Below are 21,348 nucleotides of genomic sequence, written 5' to 3'. Positions count from 1 at the left end.
ATCGTCCTCACGGAGGCCAGTCTGCCAGGGCGCTGCCGGGCGGCCGCCGCTCGGTGCGGCCGGGCGTAAGGAGGCGACACGCCGCCGGTGGTCCGGCCGAGCGGGCGCGGGGAGGGTGACGATGCTGAGCGTCAGGGCATCGGGAGGACCGGTACGGGGCGGAGTGCGGCGGTGGACGCGGAGATCGTGATCGTCGGCGCGGGTGCCGCCGGCCTCTCCCTCGCCCATCATCTCTGCGCACCGCCGCCGGGCGCCCGTGCCCCGTCGGTGGCGCTCGTGGAGCCCCCGCCCGGCCCGCGGTCCCCGGCCGTGCGGACCTGGTGCCACTGGGGTCCGCCGGACGGCCCGTACGACGCGGTGCTGACCGCCTCGTGGGACCGGCTGCGGGTGCGCGACCGCGCGGGCCGCGCGTCCGTCGGCGTGCCGCGCGGGCTGCGGTACAAGATGCTGCGCTCCGACGTGTTCGAGCGGTTCGTGCTCGACGGGCTGGGCGGCCGGGCCGGCTTCGTCCGGGAGACGGCCACCGTCACCGGGGTGGCCGGCGGGCCGGGCGGGGCGGTGGTCGAGGGGCGGGACGCGCACGGCCGGCCGTACCGGCGCACGGCGCGGTGGGTCTTCGACTCACGCCCGCCGGACGCGCTGCCGCCGGCCCGGACCACGCTCCTCCAGCACTTCCGCGGCTGGTTCGTGCGCACCGCCGAGCCGCGCTTCGACACCGGGTGCGCGGACCTGATGGACTTCCGCACGCCGCAGCCCGCGCACGGCCTCTCCTTCGGCTACGTCCTGCCGCTCGGCCCGTGCCGGGCGCTGGTGGAGTACACGGAGTTCTCCCGTGCCCCGCTGGACGACGCCGGGTACGAGGCGGCCCTGCGGGGGTACACCGGGGAGGTGCTGCGGCTCGGGGCGTTCGAGGTGACCGGTACCGAACAGGGCGTCATCCCGATGACCGACGCCCGCTTCCCCCGTACCGGCGCGCCGGGCGTCTTCCGCGTCGGCACGGCGGGGGGCGCCACCCGGCCGTCGACCGGTTACACCTTCGCGGCGGTGCAGCGGCAGGCCCGCCACGTCGCCGACCGGTACCGGCGGGGGCTGCCCCCGGTGCCGCCGGCTCCCCACTCGCGCCGGTCGCGGGCGATGGACGCGGTGCTGCTGCGCGCCCTGGACCGGGGGCGGGTCGACGGTGCCGCGTTCTTCGCCCGCCTCTTCGCCACGCTGCCACCGGAACGGGTCCTGACGTTCCTCGACGGCGGCACGGGGCTCCGCGAGGACCTGGCGATCGGTTGTCACGTGCCCTGGTGGCCGATGACCCGCACCGCCCTCGAACTGCCCTTCCTGCGCCGCCGCCCGGCGGGCGCCCCGCCCCACCGAGGAGAGAAATGAGTACGCGTTCCGCACGCCGCGAGGCGCCCCGCCGGGGCCGCGACCGCCGGGCCGAGACCCTGCCGGGAGGGCCGGGCCGACCCTGGTTCGGCGCCGACGCGCCCCGGGTCGCGGTGATCGGCGGCGGGATCGCCGGGCTCGCCGCCGCCACCGGCCTGGCCGAACGCGGTGTCCGCGTCACGCTGCTGGAGCGCGGCGAGCGGCTCGGCGGACGGCTCGCGGGGTGGGCCGACACCCTGTCCGACGGCACGCCGGTGACGATGAGCCGCGGGTTCCACGCCTTCTTCCGGCAGTACTACAACCTGCGGGGACTGCTCCGCCGGGCCGACCCCGCCCTCAAGATGCTGCGTGGTCTGCCCGACTACCCGCTGCTGGGCCGTGACGGCACCCGCGACAGCTTCCGCCACGTGCCGCGCACCCCGCCGCTCAGTGCCCTCGGCTTCGCCGCGCTCAGCCCGAGCTTCGGGGTGCGGGACCTGGCCGGGATGAACCCGTCGGCCGCGCTGCCGCTCCTCGACGTCCGGGTTCCCGAGGTGTACGCCCGGCTCGACGGGACGAGCGCGGCCGACTTCCTGGACCGGGTGCGGTTCCCCGAGCGGGCACGGCACCTGGCGTTCGAGGTGTTCTCCCGCAGCTTCTTCGTCGACCCGGCCGAACTCTCCGCCGCCGAGCTGGCGTTGATGTTCCACATCTACTTCCTCGGCTCCGGTGAGGGCCTCCTCTTCGACGTCCCCGACGAGCCCTACCCGCAGGCGCTCTGGGACCCGCTGGCCGCCTACCTCACCCGGCTCGGCGTCCGGTTCCGCACCGGGACCGAGGTCGAGCGGGTGCAGCCCGCGGGCGGCGGGCGGCTGCGGGTGAGCGCCGGCCGGGAGACGGTGCCGGTCGACGCGGTGGTGCTGGCGCTGGACACCGGCGGGCTGCGCCGGCTGGCGGCCACCTCGCCCGACCTGGCCGACGCTCGGTGGCGGCGGCGAGTGGCGGAGCTGCGGACCGCGCCCCCGTTCCTGGTCAGCCGTCTGTGGCTGGACCGCCCGGTCGCGGCCGGCCGCCCCGGCTTCCTCGGCACCAGCGGGTACGGGCCGCTGGACAACGTCAGCGTGCTGGAGCGCTGGGAGGGCGAGGCGGCGCGCTGGGCGGCCCGCACCGGCGGCTCGGTGGTGGAACTGCACGCGTACGCCACCACTCCGGGCTGCGACCGGAAGGCCGAACAGGCGCGTCTGACCGAGGAGCTGGCACGGGTCTACCCGGAGACCCGGGACGCGCTCGTGCTCGACCGGCGCGACCTGTGGTTCGAGGACTGCCCGCACTTCCCGGTCGGCGGGTACGCGGGCCGCCCCACCGTGGGCACCCCGGACCCTTCGGTGGTCGTCGCGGGCGACCTGGTCCGCACCGGGCTGCCGGTGGCGCTGATGGAGCGCGCGGCGACCTCCGGCTTCCTCGCCTCGAACGCGCTGCTCCAGCGGTGGGGGGTGCGCGGGCAGCGGCTGTGGACGGTGCCCAACCGGGGACGGTCGGCACTGACGAGGGCGCTGGCGCGACGCGGCGAGGGGTAGGCGCCCCGCCCGCGGGGGACGACGTCGAGGCGGCTGATCAGCCCGTGGCCGAGGCGGGCGGTAGCCGCGGGTGGGCGGTGCGGCCGGGCAGGCCCGTTGCCGACCTCGGTGCGGCGGGTCCACCGCCGCCGGCCGCCGGGGAGGGCCGCCACCTCGCTCCTGGGGGGGGCGACGGCCGGTCGGCACGACCACCGGCGACGGGGCCGGGCCGGTCGTGGGCGACCCCCGGTCCGGCGAACGCCTGGACGACGGCGCCGCCTGCGCCTCCGCCGCGGGCCAGGCGGCCAGGGGCGCCGTGCGGACCCGCCACGAGGAGATGGAGCAGGGGCCGGGGCGACGAGCTCTACCCCGGGAAGCGGCCCGTCGCGCGCAGCGCCCAGCGCCGTTCGGCGTAGGCCAGGTCGTCGCGCCACAGGCGGGCGGCGGTGGCGCGCATCAGGGGGCGCAGGAGCGGGGCGGCCAGGCGGGCGGCGGCGAAGCCGGGGCGGTCGGAGGCGGCGACGACGGCCTCCACGACTGCGGTGCGGGGGCGGCCGGCCGGGTCGGGGCTGAGCGGCGTCGCGTGGGTCTCCACGACGGAGCCGGTGCCCTCCCCGCCGGTGATGTGCATGACGACGGTGCGCGGATCGGGCGCGGTGAAGACGGCCTGGACGGGGACGACGGCGCGGCCCGCCACCTTGAAGGAGACCTCGACGGTGAACCCGTCCTCCGGCGCCTCGGCCGACGGGTCGGGGGCGTCGAGGACCCGCAGGTCCACGAAGGAGTACGGGTGGAGCCACGCCCCGTGCCAGGGGTCGAGGCGGTTGGCGACGACGTCCTCGGGCTCGCACCGGCCGACGGCGGTGTAGACGGCGTCGACGGCGGTACGCGGGTCCGGGCGGGCCGGGACGACCGGCCGCTCCAGCGGGGTCTCGCCGCCGGCCTCGTCGAGCCGCACCCAGAGCAGCACCCCGTCGTCGTAGGCGGGATAGGGCCGCCAGCCGGCGGACGGGGCGCCGTCCAGGGGCAGTCCGTGCCAGCGGCAGATCAGGGTGCCGCACCGCACCGGGCTCTCCCGCAGGGGCGCACCGAGGTGCGGGCAGGCGCCCGGGCCCGCGACCAGGGTGCCGTCGGCGGCGCGCCAGGCGACCACCTCGGTTCCGGCGACGGTACGGCCGAGCGGGCGTTCGCCGCCCTCGGGCAGCGCGCGGGAGGCGCCGATGACGTACCAGTTGCCGCTGGGGGCGGCCTGGGCCCGGGCGAGCGCGGCGGCGATGAGCCGGGGCCGGGCCTCGCGCCAGGTGGGGCGCATCCGGTCCCAGGGGACGGGGCGGCGGCGCAGGCGGAGCGGGAGGGGGTTCCCGCGGGCGGTGCTCACGCGGGAACCTCCCGGGTGCGGTCGCGCCGGTGGCGGCACCGGGCGGCGGCCAGGCGGGCGAGGCCGTCGGCGGCGACGGCCGCGCGGCGTCTGCGCGGTACGACCGCCCTGCGGTGGAGGGCGGCGTACCCGTCGGCGGCGAGGGCGTCGAGGATGGAGCCGTAGAGGATGTGCGCGGTGCGGATGCAGGGGCGGGCGACGGGATCGAGCAGGGCGATGCCCGGAGCGGCTCGGTGGTAGATCTCGCGGGTGACGGCGGCGGCCTCGCGCAGGGCGCGGGTGACGCGCGGATCGCGGTGGCCGGTGGTGCGGCTCCAGCACAGCAGCGCCCGGTCGACGCCGTGGGCGGCGAGGAGGTCGGCGGGCAGGTAGACACGGCCCCGGTCGAGGTCCTCGCCGACGTCGCGGAGGAAGTTGGTGAGCTGGAAGGCGACGCCGAGCGCGGCGGCGTGCGGGGCGGCCTGCTCCCGGGGGACGACGGTGCCGAGCACGGGCAGCATCTGGAGGCCGATGACGGCGGCGGAGCCGTGCGTGTAGCGGCTCAGCGCGGCGAGGTCCGGGTAGTCGGTGACGGTGAGGTCGCTGCGCATGGAGGCCATGAAGTCGTGGAAGTGCCGGTGGTCGATGGCGTACCGGCGGACGGTGTCGGCGAGGGCGTGCACCACCGGCTCCTCGCTGGCGCCTTCGCGCAGTCCGGCGGCCAGCCGCTGGTCGAGGTGGTCGAGGGCGGCGGCCCGTTCGCCGGTGGTGGCGGTGGAGCCGAGGTCGTCGACGATGTCGTCGGCGTGGCGGGCGAAGCCGTAGAGGCTGTGGACGGCAGGGCGCCGCTCGGCGGGGAGCAGCCTGGTGGCGAGGAAGTACGTCCTGCCGTGGCGGGCGTTGAGGGCGCGGCAGGAGCGGTAGGCGGCGCGCAGGGCAGGGTCGGTGATACCGGCGGCGTCGAGTTCGCGGGAGCTCATCGGGTACCTCCGGTGGTCGCGGCGGCGGCGCGGCGGGGCCGGGCCGGGCCGCCGGGGAGTCCGGTGACGCGGGCGGCGGCGAGCTTGCCGGAGATCAGCACGGTGGGGATGCCGACGCCGGGCGTCGTGCCGCAGCCCGCCAGTACGGCGTTGGCGGTGCCGCGCACCAGGTTGCGGGGGCGGAACGGGCCGGTCTGGGCGAAGGTGTGGGCGGCCGAGAAGGGGCTGCCCGCCGCGTGGCCCTGGGCGGTCCAGTCGACGGGGGTGACCAGCGCCTCCGCCTCGACCGCGGCACCGAGGCCGTCCAGACCGCGTTGTTCCAGGACGCGCAGGAGGTGGTCGCGGTAGGCGGGGGCGAGCGCGGTCCACTCCCGTGTGCCGGGGCCGAGGTCGGTGTTGGGGCAGGGCGCGAGGACGTAGTGCAGGTGGCGCCCGGGCGGGGCCAGGGAGGGGTCGGTGGCGGTGGGCCGGGAGATGAGCAGCGAGGGGTCACTCATCGGACGGCCGAGGCGGGTGAGTTCGTCGAAGGTGGTGTGCCAGGCGTGGCCGAAGGAGAGCGTGTGGTGGCCCAGTCCGGGCCAGGTGCGGTCGGTCCCGGCGTGCAGGACGACCGCCGAGGGGGAGTGGCGCAGCGGGACGACGCGGCGCGGGGCGCGGCCGAGCAGCCGGTAGGCGGTCAGCAAGTCGGGGGTGAGGACGACGGCGTCGCAGGGGATGCGGGCGTGGTCGGTACGGACGGCGGTGATCCGCTCGCCGGCGCGTTCCAGCGCCTCGACGGTGTGGTGGTAGTGGATCTCGGCGCCCGCCGCGGTGGCGGCCTCGGCCAGGGCGCGGGGCAGGGCGTGCATGCCGCCGTGCGGGAAGTGGACGCCCGCCATGGTGTCCATGTGGGCGATCACGGCGTAGGCGGCCAGCGCACGGGCCGGGGGGACACCCGCGTAGAGGGCCTGGAAGGTGAAGACGCGGCGCAGCCGTTCGTCCGCGATGAACCGGCCGACCTGGGCGTCCATCCGGCCGAGGCCGCCGAGGGCGGCGAGCCGGGCGAGGTCGGGGGTGAGCAGGGCGAGCGGGGAGTCGAAGTTGGTGTCGATGAAGCGGCGCATCTGGAGGGCGTACAGCTTCTCCAGCCAGGTGCGCAGCCGCCGGTACCCGGCCGCCTCGCGGTCGGAGGCGAAGCGGCGGATCTCCTCCTCCATCGGCGCGGGCCGGGTGTGGACGTCGAGGCGGCTGCCGTCGGCGAACCGGGCCCGGTAGGCGGGGTGCAGCTCGGTGAGGCGGAGGTGGTCGGCCATACGCGCGCCGACGGCGGCGAACGCCTCCTCGACCAGGTGCGGCATGGTGAGGACGGTCGGCCCGGTGTCGATCCGGTAACCGCCGAGGTCGCCGCGGCCGGCCCGGCCGCCGGGCTGCCCGGCACGTTCGACGAGGGTCACCCGGCGGCCGGCTCCGAGCAGGTGCAGGGCGGCGGACAGGCCCGCGAGCCCGGCGCCGACGACGACCACGTGGTCAGTGGGGCCGTGCAGTGTCCGCATGTCCAGCCTCTCGGTCGGGGTGGTGGGGCCCGGGCCGCGGCGTGCCCGCGACGAGCCGGAGCAGACCGCGCAGCCGCTCCCCCGCCGCCGCGTCCAGGGCGAGGGTGTCCAGCCGGGCGAGGGCGCGGGCGGCCAGCCGGTCGATGCGTTCCTCCACGGCGGCGCGCGCGCCGGTGGACTCCAGGATTTCGCGGACGGCGTCGAGCCCCTCCGCGCTGAGCGCGGGGTCGCCGAGGGCCGCGTCGAGGACGGCCACGTCGGCGAGGCGGCCCCGCGCGCCGGCCCGGGCGTGGGCGAGGGCGACGAGGAGGGTCGGTTTGCCCTCGCGGATGTCGTCCCCGGCCGGCTTCCCGGTACGGGACGGGTCGCCGAAGACGCCCAGCAGGTCGTCCCGGAGCTGGAAGGCGAGCCCCGCCGGGGCGCCGGCCTCGGCGAGCCGCCGGGTGAGTCCGGGGTCGGCCCCGGCGAGGACCGCGCCGAGTTCCAGGGGGCGCGAGGCGGAGTACTGCGCGCTCTTGAGCCGGGCGGTGCGCAGCGCGAGCAGGGCCGAGCGGTCGGCGGTGACCTGGCCGTGCAGGTCGAGGTACTGGCCCGCGACCATCTCGGCGCGCATCACCCGCCACACCGCTCGCACGCGGCGCCGTACGGGGTCGGGCAGTTCGGTCTCGGCGAGGGTGTCCTCCGCCCAGGCCAGGGCCAGGTCCCCGGCGAGCACGGCGGCCGCGCCCGGGAAGGGGTCCGTGCTGGACGCCCCGTACTGGACGGCGAGGGAGACGTGCAGTGCGGGACGTCCCCGGCGCAGCCGCGAGCTGTCCATGACGTCGTCGTGGACGAGCGCGCAGGTCTGGAGCAGTTCGACGGCGGCGCCCACCCGGAGCGCGGCCCGGGCCCGGTCGCCGTCCGGCAGGGCGCAGGCCCGCAACGCCCACCACAGCAGGGCGGGGCGCAGGCGGCGGCCGCCGAGGCAGGTGAAGCGGGCGACCCGCTCGGCGATGTCCCGCCCGGAGACCGGATCGGTGTGCCACGCCTCCCGGAGCCGCTCGGCGAGGAGCGCGCCGAGAACGGCGCCGACGGTCCCGTTGATGTCGGCGTCGGCCGCGGCGACCCGGGGGTGGGGGACGTGCTGGGGCGAGGGGCCGGGCTCACCGGCGCCCCCGCCAAGCGGACCGGCCCCCGCGACGTGTGCGCCGGCCGTGCCGGGCGGCGACTCGGCGTCCGGCTGGTCCGGGGCGCCGGCGGACCCGGGGGCTTCGGTGCGGGCCACGGTGGTCCTCTCCTCCGGCACGCCGGTTGCTCTGCCGCGGCGGGACGGCCGGGTCGCCTCGCCCTCGGGACACGGAGGGCGGCGGAGCGCTCACCGCCCGCTGATGAGCAATGCCCCGTACGCGGGGGGACGCTCGGCGGGCCCCTCCATTGGGGGAGCCGGAAACGCGAACGACGCCCGTCCGGCGGAACGGGGAAGGGCCGTCCCACGGGCGCGGCGCTCCGACGGCCCCTCGGGCGGGCCGAACGGGACGCCCGCACGTGATGCGCCGTCGAGGGGCTTCGAAGTCCTGTGCGGTGTCCGCGGGTCCGGTGCGTGCTCTCGGCACGCCGGGCACAAGCTCTCGTACCGGACGTACTCGGGCTGTCACCCGGTGCGGCGAGAGTGCGTGCCGGCCGCCGTGGGCGCCGTGCGGGACTTGGAAGACCCCCTAGGCCCGTCCCGCCCACTCCAGCAGTGCGTCGGCCGACCAGGTCGTGATGACGTCCTCCGCGGGGACCCCGCACTCCTCGGCGCGGGCGCAGCCGAGACGCTGCCAGGTGAGCTGCCCGGGGGCGTGGGCGTCGGTGTCGACGGCGAAGAGGGTGCCCTGGTCGAGGGCGGCGCGGATCAGGCGGAGTGGCGGGTCGAGGCGCTCGGGGCGGCTGTTGATCTCGACGGCGGTGCCGGACTCGGCGCAGGCGGCGAAGACGGCGTCGGCGTCGAAGCGGGACTCGGGGCGGGTGCGGCCGGTGATGAGGCGGCCGGTGCAGTGCCCGAGGACGTCGGTGTGCGGGTCGCGGACGGCGGCCAGCAGGCGCCGCGTCATGGCGGGCGCGTCCATCCGGAGCTTGGAGTGGACGGAGGCGACCACCAGGTCGAGCCGGTCCAGCAGCTCCGGTTCCTGGTCGAGGGTGCCGTCCTCCAGGATGTCGCACTCGATACCGGTGAGCAGCCGGAACGGCGCCCAGTGCGCGTTGAGGGCGGCCACGGTGTCCAGCTGGCGGCGCAGCCGGTCGGCGGAGAGGCCGTGGGCGACGGTGAGCCGGGGTGAGTGGTCGGTGAGGACGGCCCACTCGTGGCCCAGCGCGAGGGCGGCGCGGCCCATCTCCTCGATGGAGCTGCCGCCGTCGGACCAGTCGGAGTGCAGGTGGCAGTCGCCGCGCAGTGCGGCGCACAGCGCCTCGCCGCCCTCGGCGAGGGGCGCCCGGGCGGCCTCCTCCTCCAGGCTCTCCAGATAGGCGGGGGTGCGGCCGTCGAGGGCCTCGCGGATGACCTTGCCCGTCTTGGGGCCGATCCCCCTCAGTTGCTCCAGCGTGCCGTCCGCCGCGCGGTCCCGGATCCCGTCCGGGCCGTGCTCGCGCAGGACGGCAGCTGCGGTGCGGAAGGCGCGGACGCGATAGGTGGGTTCCTGGGCGCGCTCCAGGAGGAAGGCGATCCGGTCAAGGGCGTGCTCGGGGTCCACGGCGCCTCCCTCCGTACGGATCCGTTCCAGCGTCTCGCGGGTGGGCGGGGCCCGCATCCGGCGCCGCACGGCCACGTCGTGGAATGTTCAACGACCTCGTGCTGTTGTCCCGGACGGCCGCCCTCACGGCGACGGCGCCGGGAGCGGAGTACGGCCGCCGCCGCGCGGCAGGAGGGAAGACCCATGAGTGAGACCTACTTCGAGTTCGGGACGCCCGCGGACCGCTGGGACCGGGCGCAGCTGTTCTTCGAGGCCAAGGAGTACCCGGCGGCCGTCCGCATCCTGACCGGCCTGGTCGAGGAGGCGCCCGAGCACCGGGCGGCCCGCCTGCTGCTGGCCCGGGCCTACTACCACTCGGCCCAGCTCGGCCGTGCGGAGCGGGAGCTGCGCACCGTCCTGGCCGGCGATCCGGTCGAGAGCTACGCGACGCTGATGCTCGGGCGGACCCTGGAGCGCCAGGGCCGGGACGACGAGGCCCGCCCCTACCTGCGCATGGCCGCGGCGATGAGCGGGGACTTCGCGGAGCTGGGGCCGAGCGCCGCGGCGCGCTGACCGGCGCGGGCGGTCCGCCGAGGGCGCGGCACGGACCCCGTTCGGCCGCGCCCGGCCCGCGCCCCGGCATTCCGCCGCCGAGGATGGTGAGCGGCCGGGCACGCCCACCGCCGCTGCCGTGCGGGAGCGCGTCCGGACGCCGCAGCCACCGTTCCGGGAGCCGCCTCGATGAGCAGCGCACCGTCCCCTTACTCCAGCCCGCCGCCCGAGCCTCAGGCGGTGCTGACCCCGATCACCGAGAGCGCCCTCTTCCTGGTGCTGACCATCGGCCCGGGCGGCGAGCAGACGGTGCACGACCTCCTTCAGGACGCGTCGGCGCTGCGCCGCTCCGTGGGCTTCCGGGTGCCCGACGCCGGTCTGACCTGCGTGGCGGGCATCGGTTCCGACGCGTGGGACCGCCTGTTCACCGGGCCGCGCCCGGCCGGACTCCACCCCTTCGAGGAGCTGCGCGGGCCACGCCACACCGCGCCGTCCACCCCCGGTGACCTGCTGTTCCACATCCGCGCCCACCGGGCCGACCTCTGCTTCGAACTGGCGGCCCGGCTGATGGACCGGCTGCGGGGCGCGGTCGAGGTCGTCGACGAGGTGCACGGCTTCAAGTACTTCGACGAGCGCGACCTCCTGGGGTTCGTGGACGGCACCGAGAACCCCGAGGGCAACGCCGCGCTCACGGCGGTGGTCGTCGGCGACGAGGACCCGGACTTCCAGGGCGGCAGCCATGTCGTCGTGCAGAAGTACCTGCACGACCTGACCGCCTGGAACGCGCTGCCCGTCGAGGAGCAGGAGCGGGTCATCGGCCGCACCAAACTGGAGGACGTCGAGCTGGCCGACGAGGTGAAGCCGGCCGACTCGCACGTCGCGGTCAACACCGTCACGGACCCGGACGGGACCGAACGGCAGATCCGGCGGCTGAACATGCCGTTCGGCACCCTCGGCGAGAACGCGTTCGGCACCTACTTCATCGGCTACGCGGCCGACATCTCGGTCACCGAGCAGATGTTGCGGAACATGTTCCTCGGCACCGACGGGGCCCGGCACGACCGCATCCTCGACTTCTCCACCGCCGTCACCGGCTCCCAGTTCTTCGTGCCGGAGGCCGGCTTCCTGGACGAGCCGCCACCGGTCCCCGGGCACGGCGGCCACCGAGGCACCGGAACCTGAGCGGGCCGCCTCCCCGGCGCCCGCACGGGGACGCTGCCCGCCACGGCCGGGCCGACAGGAGACGCCGATGTCCTCCCCGTGCTCCCCCGAGGCGGGGCCCTCGCCCGCGCCGGACGCGGCTGCCCCCTCCGGCGTGACCGGGGCCACCCGTCGGGCGGCGCCCGGGGTGCGGCCCGCGTGCGGTCCGGCTTGGATGGGTCGTGACCCTCGTGGCCCTCGTGGCGCCACCGGCGGCCGGGGGCGCCGGACGTATCCCGCAGTCGCACCGGATCGGAGCCTTCCATGACGCCGCCCTCGGACAACGTCCTCTTCTTCACCTTCACCGACCCGAGCGCCGCCTACCGCGCCTTCTCCGAGATCAAGGCGGTGCCCGAGGTCACCCGGGCGGCCATCGTCGAGCGCGCAGCGGACGGCACCCTGTCGGTGCCCGAGGAGTACGAGCCGGGCGCGGGCACCGCCACTCTGACCGGCGGCGCCATCGGCGCGCTGGTCGGCATCCTCGGCGGCCCGGTCGGTGTGCTCTTCGGGTGGGGCCTGGGCGCACTCGTCGGGGCGACCGCCGACACGGAGACCGCCGAGAACACCCACGACGCCCTGACGGTGCTCAGCAAGAACGTCGACGACGGCACCAACCTGCTGATGGCCGAGGCCGCCGGCTACTCCCCGGCCGCCGCCGACGCGCTCGCGGACCGGCTCGGCGGCACCGTCGTGGCCGTCCCCGCGGAGCAGGTGGAGGAGGAGGTCGCCTCGGCACGGCGAGCCGCCGAGGAGGCCGTCCGGCGGGCCCGCCACGACCACCGCAAGCAGCGCCGCCACGAGTTCCGGGAAAAGATGGACACCCTGTTCGGCAGGGGCATCCCGGCCTGACCGGGCCCACGCGAGGCCCACCGCGGCGGAGGGCTCACGCCGCCGTCCGGGCACCGGGGCGGGTGGGGTACCGTGGGTCGCAGCGAAGGGGAGTAGTCCCGCAACACCGCCGGTCGACATACTGGCCGTCCGCCACCGCGGACAGCCCGGCCGCCGGGCCGCTCGCGCCGTGAGAGGCGGGCGGTGGACGAGACCTTCGGCCAAGGCATGAAGCCGTGCCCGCACCAGAGCGGGTGCGGTCCGTCGTGCCGGGCCGAGCGGTCCTCCCGTCGCTGGTCCCGCGGGACCTCACGGGGACGATCCGAGGGCCCGGCCCCGTACAGAAAGCCCCGGAATGAGCCTCGACCCCCTGGCGCTCGCCACCGCCTTCGGGCTGATCTTCCTCGCCGAGCTGCCGGACAAGACGATGTTCGCGTCGCTCGCCATGGGCACCCGGATGCGCCCCCTCTACGTCTGGTTCGGCACCTCCACTGCCTTCCTGGTCCATGTCGCCATCGCGGTCGGCGCGGGCAGCCTCATCGGACTGCTGCCCGACTGGATCGTGCGGCTGGTCTCCGCCGTGCTCTTCGCCTTCGGCGCCTTCATGCTGCTGCGCGGCGGGGGCGACGACGAGGACGAGGAGGGGGCCGCGAAGACCGTCACCGGATTCTGGCCCGTCTACACCACGGCGTTCATGGCCGTCTTCATCAGCGAGTGGGGCGACCTGACCCAGATCACCACCGCCAACCTGGCGGCGACCAACGGCACCCTCTCCACCGCGATCGGCGCCGCCGCGGCCCTGATGTCGGTGTCGGCGCTGGCGCTGCTGGCGGGCCGGTTCATCGCCCAGCGAGTGCCGCTGAAGACCGTCCAGCGGATCGGCGGAGTCTGCATGGCGGGACTGGCGATCTGGTCGTCGGTGGAGGCGATCACCGCGTTCACCGCCTGACACAGCGGCCTTTCCCCGTCCGGGCCGAGGGCCGGGCGGGGGGGCCGGCGCGTCACACCGTGCGGCCACGCCGCCGTGAGGCTGCGGCCTCGGCCGCCGGGACGCCCGGCCGCCGTCCGGGCGTGCCCGAGCCGACCCCGACGACGCCGGGCTCAGCCCGTTCTCACGGAATCAGCTCCCAGCTGCTCCCTCACCAGCTTCAGGACGCTGTCGCGGTGGTCCACGAGGTAGAAGTGGCCGCCGTCGAAGGGGCGGGGGCGGAAGCGGTCCGTGGTGGTGTCGCGCCAGGGGGTCATCAGCGGTGCGTCTGCCGTGGGGTCTTCGGTGCCCCACAGCGCGGTGACGGGGAGGGGCAGCGTGTGGCTGTCGGGGCCGGGGGCGTAGGTGTCGACCAGGTGGTAGTCGGCGCGGAGCACGGGCAGGTACAGGTCGCGGATCGCCCGGTTGTCGAAGAGGGACATGGGGGTGCTGCCGAGGCCGCGCAGGTGGGAGAGGATTTCCTCGTCGGTGCGGGTGGGGACCGGGCCGGGCCGTGGGGCGACGGTGTCGGGGGCCCTGCGGCTGGAGACGAACAGGGCGGACGGCTCGATGTCCGTGAGGGCCAGTGCCGTCTCGTAGGCGATGATCGCGCCCATGCTGTGGCCGAACAGGGCGAGCGGACGGCTGTCGCCCCGGGTGACGGTGGCCCGCAGGGCGTCGCTCACCTCGGCGGCGACGGCCCGGGCATCCGGTACGGGAGGTTCGCCGATGCGCTGCTCCCGCCCCGCGTACTGCACGAGCGACACCTCGATGTCCGGGTCGGCCGCCCCGCTCCAGCCGCGGTAGAAGGACGGGCTTCCGCCCGCGTGCGGGAAGACGACGAGCCGGTGCGCGGCCCGGGGACGAGGCTGCGGGTTCAGGAGGACCGGACCGTGGGACGGCGTGCGACGGTTCATCGCCGGGGCTCCCGGTCCGGGGCGGGGACCGGCGCGTACGGGTCCTCGGCCATGGCGTGCAGGGCCTGCAGGACGAGGCGGCCCAGGCGGGCCCCGGTCCCCGCGTACGGGCTGTCGGCGCCGAGGGTGACGGCGAGGGCGCGGCGGCCGGTGTGCGGGGTCCGGGTGATCTCGACCATGAGCGGGAAGCTGTGCCGGTCGGAGAACCACCAGTCGCGGGGGCGGATCGCACGCAGTGCGGCGAGGTCGTCGAAGGTGTGGAAGTCGGTGTAGTTGAAGGCGACGTTGAAGAGAGCGGTGCCACAGCCGGTGAGCTGTTGCAGGGCGGCGAGCGGGTAGCGGCGGTGGGGCTGGCGTGCGCGTTCGGCGTCGAAGGCGGCGCCGGCCAGTTCGGCCCAGGTGCCGCGCGCGGTGAGGTGGAGCGGGATCATGTTCAGGAGCAGGCCCAGGACGCGGTCCGCACCGGGTTCTTCCAGGCGCCCGTTGACCTGGACGGCCGTCACCGTGCGCTCCGAGGACGTGAGTTCGGCGAGGGCCCGGGCGTGGGTGGCGAGAAAGAGGCTCTTGACCGGCAGGCCGAGGCGGGCCGCCGCTTCGTCGAGGGCGGTGTCCAGCTCCTCGGGCAGCGGCGTGTGGAAGGCGAACTCGTCCTCGGCCTCGCCGTCCGGGTCCAGCGGGAGTTCGGCGGGCTCGCCCTCCTGCCGCAGCAGTCTCTCCCACCAGGCGCGGGCGGCCGGATCGGCCTGGGCCCGCTGTTCGGCGGCGACGAAGTCGCGGTAGCGGGCACCGGGCGCGGGCGGCAGGGCGGGCCCGGTGGCGTCCGGGCGCAGTTCGCCCTCGTAGGCGAGGAGGAGTTCGGTGGTGAGCAGGGCCAGGCTCCAGCCGTCGAGGATCGCGTGGTGCACGGCGAGGGAGAGCTGGAAGCCGTCGGGGTCGGTGCGCAGTACGTGGCAGCGCGCCAGGGGGGCCTGCTCGGTGTCGAAGGGATCCTGCTTCTCCCGCTCCCACCAGGTGCGGAGCAGGTGCTCGTGGGTCTTGGCGTCCGGCCGCCCGGTGTCGTGCTCCTCGACGCTCAGGGGGACCCGCGCGGTCTCGGCGACGAGTTGCATCGGCTCGCGGAAGGTGCCGAGGCGGAAGGCGGTGCGCAGGACGGCGTGGCGTTCGGTCAGCGTGGCCAGGGCGCGTTCGAGGGCGGGGCGGTCGAAGGGGCCGTCGAGGCGGAGGCTGATCAGGTCGTGGTAGAGGCCCGGGGTCTCGTCCTCGGCGAACTCGCACTCGTAGAGGATGCCGAGCTGCATCGCCGCTGTGGGGTAGGCGTCGATGGTGCCGGCGGGCAACTGGGACGGGTCGAGGTCGGCGAGGGTCGTCGAGCAGGCGGCCGGGGCGGGTGCGGCCGTCTCGTCCGGTGTGCCGGCGGCCGCGGCGAGGGCGGCCACGCTCGGGTGGAGGAAGATCTGTTCGACCGAGACCGGGAGGCCGGCCTCGCGGGCGAGCGCCGCGACGCGGACGGCCCGTAGCGAGTCGCCGCCGAGTGCGAAGAAGTTGTCGTCGACTCCCGGCCCGGGCACGTCGAGGACGTGGCGCCAGACGGCGGCGAGGGTGTGTTCGGCGGGGGTACGGGGCTCGGTGGCCCTGGGCCGGGCCGAGGTGGCGTGGTGGGCCTCGGGGGTGGGCAGGCGGTCGCGGTCGAGCTTGCCGTTGCCGGTCAGCGGGAGCTCGGCGAGGGGGATGACGGCGGCCGGGAGCATGTGGGCGGGCAGCCGCACGCTCAGCGCCTCGCGCAGCTGTGCCGGCTGCGGGTCCTCGTGCCCGGGTGCCGGGACGACGTAGCCGACCAGGCGGGGCAGGCCGGGAGTGTCCTCGCGCAGGACACAGGCGGCGGCGCGCACGCCGGGCTGGTCGAGGAGGGCCCGTTCGATCTCGCCCAGCTCGATGCGGAAGCCGTTCAGTTTGACCTGGTGGTCGATGCGGCCCCGGTACTCGAGTTCGCCGTCCGCCCGGCGCACCGCGAGGTCGCCGGAACGGTACAGGCGCTCACCCGGAGCGCCGAACGGGTCGGGCACGAAGCGCTCTTCGGTGAGCTGGGGGCGGTTGAGGTAGCCGCGCGCGACGCCGGGGCCGCCCACGTACATCTCGCCTTCGGTGCCGTCCGGGACTTCGTTCATGTCCGCGTCCAGGACATGGACGCGCAGGTCGGAGAGGGGGCGGCCGATGGGGCTGAGCGAGCCGGAGAGGTCGGCGAGGGCGAGCGGGCGGACGGTGACGTGCACCGTCGTCTCGGTGATGCCGTACATGTTGACGAGGCGGGGCCTGCGGAGGCCGTATCCGCCGACCCAGCCGGCGAGGGTGGCGGGGTCGAGGGCTTCGCCGCCGAACACGACGGTGCGCAGGGCGAGGTCGGGGTGGTCGGCGTCCTCGGCGGCCGCGGCGAGCTGGCGGAAGGCGGTGGGGGTCTGGTTGAGGACGGTGACGCGCTCGGTGCGCAGCAGCTCCAGGAACGCGTGGGGGTCCCGGCTGGTCAGGTACGGCACGACGACGAGCCGGCCACCGTGCAGCAGCGGACCCCACAGCTCCCAGACGGAGAAGTCGAAGGCGAGGGAGTGGAAGAGGGTCCACACGTCGTCGGCGCCGAAACCGAAGTCCTGCTCGGTGGCGGTGAACAGACGGGTGACGTTGGCGTGGGTGACGACGACGCCCTTGGGGCGGCCGGTGGAGCCGGAGGTGTAGATGACGTACGCCGTGGTGTCGGGTCCGGCGCCGGGGTGGGGCGCGGGGGCGTGGTCGTCCGGTCCGGCGCCGCCGTCGGTGGTCAGGGGGATGAAGGCGGGGGCTTCGCCGTCGAGCAGCGGGGCGCAGGAGGTGGTGTCGCCGAGCAGGATGCGGCACTCGGCGTCGGCGAGGGTGTCGCGCAGCCGGGCGGCGGGGTGCCGAGGGTCGAGCGGGAGCTGTCCGGCACCGGACTTGAGGATGGCGAGGACGCCGACGACGAGGTCCACGGTCCGTTCGGCGCACAGTCCCACGAGGCCGTCCGGTGTGGCGCCGTGGGCGCGCAGGCGGTGGGCGAGGCGGTTGGCGGCGCGGTCGAGTTCGAGGTAGGTGAGGCTGCGGGTGCCGTCGGTGACGGCGACGGAGTGCGGGTGCCGGGCGGCGGTCTCGGCGAAGGTCTCGTGCAGGCAGCGCGGGTCGGCGCCGGCGGGGGCGGGGGCGGAGTGCCGTGCGGCCGGAAGCCGGCCGGGACCGGCCACGTCCACGTCCGCGTCCCGTGCCTCCGGAGCGTGCACCACCATGGCGAGGATCTCCAGGTAGCGGTCGAGCATCCGTGCCGCCCGCTCCCGGGTGAACAGGTCCGTGGCGTACTCGGCGGTGATCTCGAACTCGTCGCCGCTCTCGTGGATCTCCAGGGTGAGGTCGAACTTGGCGGTGCCGTTGTCCACGGGCAGCGGCCGGGCGTCGAGGCCGTCGAGCCGGGCGTGCGGGCGGCGGGGCCCCTGGTAGGCGAGGGCCACCTGGGTCAGCGGGGTGCGGGAGAGGTCGCCCGCGGGGGCGAGTTCGGCGGCGAGTTGTTCGAAGGGCATGTGCTGGTCGTGCGCGGCATCGAGCACCACGCCGTGCGTCTCCCGCACCGCTCGCCGCAGCGCTCCGGGACGGTCGGGGTCGCCGCACGGGCGCAGGCGCAGCGGCACGGTGGTGGCGAAGAAGCCGACCACGTCCTCCAGGGCCGGATCGGGGCGCCCGTCCATGGGCGTGGCCACCAACAGCTCCTGTCGGCCGGTGAGTTCGCCGAGCAGCGTGGCGTAGGCGGTGAGCGTGACCGCGTAGGGGGTGGTGCGGGTGGCGGTGGCGAGGTGGCTCGCGGCGGTGCGCTGGGCGCCCGTGGTGGTGCGGGTGAGCCGGCTGCCGCGGTGCGAGCGGGTCGCCGGCCGGGGGTGGTCCGCGGGCAGGTCGAGGACGGTCGGGGCGCCGGCGAGGCGGCTGCGCCATGCCCCGAGGGCGCGTTCCTGGTCCAGTGCGGCCGACCAGTGGGCGAAGTCGCGGTAGGCCAGGGTGAGTTCGCGCTGTGCTTGGTCCGGTGCGCGGCCGGCGTGCCGGCGGTACGCGTGGGCGAGATCCTGGTCGATGACGTCCAGGGTGCGTCCGTCGGAGATCAGGTGCGGCAGGACCAGCAGCAGGAGGTGGTCGTCGGCGGCGAGCCGGTACAGGGTGAGCCGCCCCAGGGGGCCGGTGGCGAGGTCGATGTGCCGGGCTGCCCTCTCGTCCGCCGCGCGCACTCCGTGACCGTACGGGTCGGGGTGGCCGGTCAGGTCGACGAGGTCGAGTCCGGCCCGGTCGCCGGTCGTCCCGGCGCGCAGGACGTCGCCGGACAAGGTGAAGACGGTACGCAGTTGTTCGTGCCGGTCGACGACGTCCTGCCAGGCCGCGTCCAGCGCCGTGGTCTCGAGCGGGCCGCGCAGCCGGGTGAGGGCGGGCACGTTGTACGCGGCGCCCGCGGCGGGGCTGAGCTGGTCGAGGAACCACAGGCGGCGCTGGGCCGGTGCGAGGAGCGGGCCGTCGCCGGGGGCGGGGGTCACCGCGGGCGGCACGTCGCCGAGGTCGCGGGGCCGGCCGGCGAGCAGGCGGGCCAGGGCGCTGACCGTGCCCTGCTCGAAGAGTTCGGCCACGGTCACGGGAAGGCCGAGCCGGGTGCGTATGCGGGCGACGATCCGGGCGGCCTGCAGGGAGTTGCCGCCGAGCGCGGTGAGGTCGGCTGCTGCGTCGACCGGCCCGGTGCCGAGCACGTCGCCCCACAGGCCGGCCAGGTCGGTGCGCAGCCTGTGGTGGTCGGTGTGCGGGCCGTCGGCCGAGGGCGCGTGTGCCGGGGTGGGGGCCGTGGCGGACGTCTCGGGTGACATGACTGCGCTCCTGGTGGGCTGCGGGGCCGGATGGGCAGAGGGCGGCGACGGGGCCGGACGGGACGGGGCGGCGGCCTCGCCCGGCGTCCGGGCGGTGGAGCCGCGAGGAAGGCGGGTGAGCAGGGCGAAGGCTGCGGAGGGGTTCGGAGGAACGCGGAGGCGACGGCAGGGTCTGGTGCGGGCGTGATGAACGGCGGGGTGGTGCGGCGCAGATGCGCGCCGAAAGCGGGGCCGTGGTCGCGACGGGCGTTCCCTCCCCCGTGGTCGGCCGGTGTCCGCCGCCGTCTCCTCCTCGCCCCTCTCCCCCTGCGCGGGCGTCCGTGGCTCAGGACGCCCGCGCGGGGTGGCGCCTGGCCGGCGGGAGGTCAAGCCTGTGGGAACGTCCCCGGCCGGGGGCGCGGCACAGGCTCTCAGACCGCCTGGCCGACCGGGCGGACGACGACGGAGTTGATGTCGACGCCGGCGGGCTGGCCCACGGCCCACACCACCGAGTCGGCGATCTGGTCGGCGGTGAGGTTGATGCCGCCCTGGGGCGCGCCGCCCGCGGCGTCCCAGAAGGCGGTCTCCACCCGGCCCGGGGCCACCAGGGTGACGCCGACGCCGTCGGCGGTGACCATGCGGCGGGTGTTCTCGGCGAGGCCGGTGACCGCCCACTTGGTGGCGCCGTAGATGTTGCCGGGCGTGTAGACGACTCCGGCGACGCTGCCGATCAGCACGATCCGGCCGCGCGTCTCCTTGAGGGCGGGCAGGGCGTAGTGGATCAGCAGGGCCGGGCCGAGCACGTTGGTGAGGACCATGTCGCGCCACCCGGCCGGGTCGCCGTCGGCGAGCGAGTCGTGCGTGGCGTACCCGGCGTTGGCGACGACGGTGTCGATGCGGCCGTACGCGTCCAGGGTGGCCCGCACGGTGGCCTCGACGCCGGCGTGGTCGCCGGCGTCGCCGGGGAGCGTGAGGAGGGTACCGGGCTTGGCGTCGGTCTCCTCGGCGAAGCGCCGCAGCCGTTCGTCGCTACGGCCGGTCACGGCGACGCGGTACCCCTCGGCGAGCAGCTTGCGGGCGGTGGCCGCGCCGATGCCGCTGGACCCGCCGGTGATCAGGGCTACTGGGGCGGTGGTTTCGTCGGTCATGAAGTGGTGCTCCTGCTCTGCGAGTTCCAAGATACGGCGATGGGTCTGTGCACGGCGGGCAACCGCACGTCAGGCGGTGCCCGCGCGCGGCCGCTTGCCCACGATACGGACGGGGAGCCGCTCCAGGCCCCGGCTTATGGAACTGTCCGCGACCCAGGGCAGCGTCTCAGGCGGGACGGTGCACGCGAGGTCAGGAACACGGCGCAGGAGTGTCTCGAAGGCGATACGCCCTTCGAGGCGGGCCAGCGGCGCCCCGGCGCAGAAGTGCGGTCCGTGGCCGAAGGTCATGTGGCGGTTGGGCGAGCGGGTGATGTCGAAGCGGTCGGGGTCGTCGAAGACGGCGGGGTCGCGGTTGGCGGCGGAGACGGACAGGTGGACGAAGCTGCCTTCGGGCACGGCCTGTCCGCCGAGCGTGAGGTCACGGGCGGTGGTGCGCAGTGTGCCGCGGTCGACCGAGCCTTCGTAGCGCAGGAACTCCTCGATCGCCGAGTCGGTCAACTCGGGGTTCGCGCGCAGGAGTTCGAGCTGTTCGGGGTGGCGGAGCAGGGACCAGACGCCGTTGCCGACGAGGTTGGCGGTGGTCTTGTGGCCGGCGATGACGAGGAAGATGGCGGTGGAGACGAGCTCCTCGTCGGTGAACATGTCGTCCTCGTCGGCGGCGCGCACCAGGTCGCCGAGGAGGTCCTCCCGCGGCCGGGCGCGGCGCTGGGCGAGCACGTCGGTGAAGTACTCCTCGACCTGGTCGTTGACGCGCTTGCGCTCCAGGGCCGCCTCGCCCTCCTGGCCGGGGTCCTGGCTGAGCACCCGGCCCCAGTCGATGAAGCGGTCCCGGTCGGCGTACGGGACACCGAGGAACGCGCAGATCACCATCATCGGCAGCGGTAGCGCGAAGGCTTCCAGGAGGTCGAACTCGCCGGTCTCGGGGAAGGCGTCGATGAGGTCGTCGGTGATCTCCTGGACGCGCGGGCGCAGCAGTTCCATGCGGCGCGGCAGGAACGCCCGGCTGACGAGCTTGCGCAGCCGGGTGTGCTCGGGCGGGTCGGCGAGGAGCATGTTGCTGGCGAGTACGGAGCTGCTCCGCACGGTCTGCTCGCGGAACCAGGCGGGCGCCGCCTCCAGGGTCTTGGAGATGTCCGGGTCGCCGAAGCCACGCATGACGCTCGCGTGGTCGACGACGACGTAGGCGTGGTCGGCGGAGCCCGCCGGGAAGTCGATGGGGTGGACGGGGCCGCGCTCGCGCAGCCGCGCGGCCGCGGCGTGCGGGTCGACGCCGGGGCTGGTGACGTACTGGGCCGGAACGACGGGCTCGTCACCCGAGAACGGGCACCGGGACTCCTCGGGACGGACGGACACTACTCACTCCTCGGTCAGGGCGGCACACGTGCCTGGGGGCGGAA

Annotated in this window: 14 protein-coding genes and 1 pseudogene; 6 read left to right on the top strand and 9 right to left on the bottom strand. The window is 75.7% G+C overall.

Annotated elements, in window-relative coordinates:
• The first annotated feature begins 171 nt into the window (after window positions 1-171).
• Both Sdia_RS15345 and Sdia_RS15340 read left to right on the top strand, forming a co-directional pair.
• The gene (locus Sdia_RS15345; protein ID WP_124288294.1) at window positions 172-1,380 is read left to right on the top strand and encodes a lycopene cyclase family protein; all 1,209 of its coding nucleotides are present in this window, start codon (window positions 172-174) and stop codon (window positions 1,378-1,380) included.
• Complete coding sequence (locus tag Sdia_RS15340; RefSeq protein ID WP_115068340.1) at window positions 1,377-2,936, top strand: FAD-dependent oxidoreductase; 1,560 nt, start codon at window positions 1,377-1,379, stop codon at window positions 2,934-2,936. The genes Sdia_RS15345 and Sdia_RS15340 overlap by 4 nt, the downstream gene beginning before the upstream one ends.
• A 343-nt stretch (window positions 2,937-3,279) precedes the next feature.
• On the opposite strand, the gene Sdia_RS15335 is transcribed toward Sdia_RS15340, so the two are convergent.
• The 5 genes from Sdia_RS15335 to Sdia_RS15315 all read right to left on the bottom strand — a co-directional run bounded on the left by Sdia_RS15335 (window position 3,280) and on the right by Sdia_RS15315 (window position 9,492).
• Window positions 3,280-4,227, bottom strand: coding sequence for a DUF5914 domain-containing protein (locus Sdia_RS15335; protein WP_124288410.1), 948 nt, complete (start codon window positions 4,225-4,227; stop codon window positions 3,280-3,282).
• 62 nt (window positions 4,228-4,289) lie between these two features.
• Complete coding sequence (locus tag Sdia_RS15330) at window positions 4,290-5,252, bottom strand: phytoene/squalene synthase family protein (protein ID WP_100455678.1); 963 nt, start codon at window positions 5,250-5,252, stop codon at window positions 4,290-4,292.
• A complete protein-coding gene (gene crtI / locus Sdia_RS15325; protein ID WP_124288293.1) occupies window positions 5,249-6,784 on the bottom strand; it encodes a phytoene desaturase family protein in 1,536 nt (511 codons plus the stop codon). Before crtI ends, Sdia_RS15330 begins: the two co-directional genes overlap by 4 nt.
• On the bottom strand, window positions 6,759-8,048 hold the full coding sequence (locus Sdia_RS15320; RefSeq protein WP_100455676.1) for a polyprenyl synthetase family protein: 1,290 nt from the start codon (window positions 8,046-8,048) through the stop codon (window positions 6,759-6,761). Before Sdia_RS15320 ends, crtI begins: the two co-directional genes overlap by 26 nt.
• A 430-nt stretch (window positions 8,049-8,478) precedes the next feature.
• A complete protein-coding gene (locus tag Sdia_RS15315; protein WP_124288409.1) occupies window positions 8,479-9,492 on the bottom strand; it encodes a PHP domain-containing protein in 1,014 nt (337 codons plus the stop codon).
• A 183-nt stretch (window positions 9,493-9,675) separates the two neighbouring features.
• Between Sdia_RS15315 and Sdia_RS15310 the strand changes: the two genes are divergently transcribed.
• The 4 genes and pseudogenes from Sdia_RS15310 (at window position 9,676) to Sdia_RS15295 (ending at window position 13,000) form a co-directional block, all read left to right on the top strand.
• Window positions 9,676-10,044, top strand: coding sequence for a tetratricopeptide repeat protein (locus Sdia_RS15310; RefSeq protein ID WP_100455675.1), 369 nt, complete (start codon window positions 9,676-9,678; stop codon window positions 10,042-10,044).
• A gap of 168 nt (window positions 10,045-10,212) precedes the next feature.
• Window positions 10,213-11,254, top strand: a pseudogene (locus Sdia_RS15305) (Dyp-type peroxidase); the annotation flags it as partial.
• Window positions 11,255-11,487: 233 nt separating this feature from the next.
• Window positions 11,488-12,072 (top strand): DUF456 domain-containing protein, encoded by a 585-nt coding sequence (locus Sdia_RS15300; RefSeq protein ID WP_100455673.1) that lies wholly within the window; start codon window positions 11,488-11,490, stop codon window positions 12,070-12,072.
• Between the two features lie 334 nt (window positions 12,073-12,406).
• Entirely contained in the window at window positions 12,407-13,000 is a 594-nt protein-coding gene (locus Sdia_RS15295; RefSeq protein ID WP_100455672.1) for a TMEM165/GDT1 family protein, read from the top strand.
• A gap of 152 nt (window positions 13,001-13,152) precedes the next feature.
• On the opposite strand, the gene Sdia_RS15290 is transcribed toward Sdia_RS15295, so the two are convergent.
• The 4 genes from Sdia_RS15290 to Sdia_RS15275 form a co-directional block, all read right to left on the bottom strand.
• A complete protein-coding gene (locus Sdia_RS15290) occupies window positions 13,153-13,935 on the bottom strand; it encodes a thioesterase II family protein (RefSeq protein ID WP_100455671.1) in 783 nt (260 codons plus the stop codon).
• On the bottom strand, window positions 13,932-18,824 hold the full coding sequence (locus Sdia_RS15285) for a non-ribosomal peptide synthetase (protein WP_100455670.1): 4,893 nt from the start codon (window positions 18,822-18,824) through the stop codon (window positions 13,932-13,934). The genes Sdia_RS15290 and Sdia_RS15285 overlap by 4 nt, the downstream gene beginning before the upstream one ends.
• 410 nt (window positions 18,825-19,234) lie before the next feature.
• Window positions 19,235-19,951: an SDR family oxidoreductase gene (locus Sdia_RS15280; protein ID WP_100455669.1), complete on the bottom strand. Its 717-nt coding sequence runs from the start codon at window positions 19,949-19,951 to the stop codon at window positions 19,235-19,237.
• A gap of 69 nt (window positions 19,952-20,020) precedes the next feature.
• Window positions 20,021-21,304: a cytochrome P450 family protein gene (locus Sdia_RS15275; RefSeq protein ID WP_124288290.1), complete on the bottom strand. Its 1,284-nt coding sequence runs from the start codon at window positions 21,302-21,304 to the stop codon at window positions 20,021-20,023.
• Window positions 21,305-21,348 lie beyond the last annotated feature (44 nt).

Source organism: Streptomyces diastaticus subsp. diastaticus (assembly GCF_011170125.1).
Classification (GTDB): Bacteria; Actinomycetota; Actinomycetes; order Streptomycetales; family Streptomycetaceae; genus Streptomyces; species Streptomyces diastaticus.
This window is presented reverse-complemented; position numbering and strand designations above follow the sequence as displayed.